Consider the following 988-nt stretch of genomic DNA (forward strand, 5'->3'; position numbering starts at 1 on the left):
CCTCTGATCCTGGAGGCCTTCGTGCCGTTCGAGCGCGAGATATCGGTGATCGCGGCGCGTGGGCTGGACGGTGCGGTTGTCGCTTACGATCCAGCCGAGAATATCCATCGCAACGGCATTCTCCACACATCGACCTTGCCGGCCGCCATTATGCCGGAGACGGCGGAAGCGGCCCGAACGGCCGCATCGAAGATCCTGTCGGCGCTGAACTATGTCGGCGTCATCGGCGTCGAGTTCTTCGTGCTGGCGGACGGCTCGCTGCTGGCCAACGAGATCGCGCCGCGCGTGCACAATTCCGGCCATTGGACGGAAGCCGCCTGTATCGTCTCGCAGTTCGAGCAGCATATCCGCGCCATCGCCGGCCTGCCGCTCGGCGCCCCGGACCGCCATTCCGACTGTGTGATGGAAAACCTGATCGGCGACGATGTGCTGCGCGTCCCGGAGCTTCTCGCCGAGCCCGATCTGATGCTGCATCTCTACGGCAAGGCCGAAGCGCGGCTCGGCCGCAAGATGGGGCATTTCACTCGGATCAGCCGTCGCGCCTCATAGGGTTGCCTACTGCAAATCGTCGCTCTCGTCCTCGCCTGGATTGGCGCAACTCACATCGCCTTCCTCGCAATTGGCCGCGGCAGCGAGCTGCTTGATGCGATCATTGGTCAATCTGGTCAGGCATTGCGATACTGCCATCGGATGGATCGAGCCGCCTTGACTGGCGGCGGTGGAATGCGCGCATTCGGCATCGCGAAAAGTGATCCAGGCGCGCTGCGCCACCTGCAGCAATCTCTTGCCGCCGGCGTCATCCGAGCTGGTAAGGTCCTGATAGGCCTTGTTGAGCTTGGCGTCGGCCGCCTGATAGTCTTCGCCGGCACAGATGTTCATCATCTGCTGGCTATCGTCGCTGCGGTCGCATTCCTGCGCGCGAGCAACCGAAGCTGCCGCCAGCAGGACAAGGCAGGCGGACAGGAACATTCGGCGCATGGTTCTCTCC

Annotated in this window: 2 protein-coding genes; one reads left to right on the forward strand and one right to left on the reverse strand. The window is 63.3% G+C overall.

Annotated features, from left to right (window positions below; genetic code table 11):
- Positions 1-549: ATP-grasp domain-containing protein (locus EN964_RS35565; protein ID WP_127277528.1), on the forward strand; the 549-nt coding region annotated here is incomplete at its 5' end.
- A 6-nt stretch (positions 550-555) separates the two neighbouring features.
- Here EN964_RS35565 and EN964_RS35570 read toward each other — a convergent pair.
- The gene (locus tag EN964_RS35570) at positions 556-978 is read right to left on the reverse strand and encodes a lysozyme inhibitor LprI family protein (protein WP_127271006.1); all 423 of its coding nucleotides are present in this window, start codon (positions 976-978) and stop codon (positions 556-558) included.
- Positions 979-988 lie beyond the last annotated feature (10 nt).

Origin of the sequence: Mesorhizobium sp. M7A.F.Ca.CA.001.10.2.1, from assembly GCF_003998575.1 — a bacterium.
GTDB lineage: Bacteria > Pseudomonadota > Alphaproteobacteria > Rhizobiales > Rhizobiaceae > Mesorhizobium.

What these genes read in the sequence shown, in the direction of transcription:
- EN964_RS35570 (WP_127271006.1), bottom strand. Translation starts at nt 978, where the DNA reads ATGCGCCGAATGTTCCTGTCCGCCTGCCTTGTCCTGCTGGCGGCAGCT.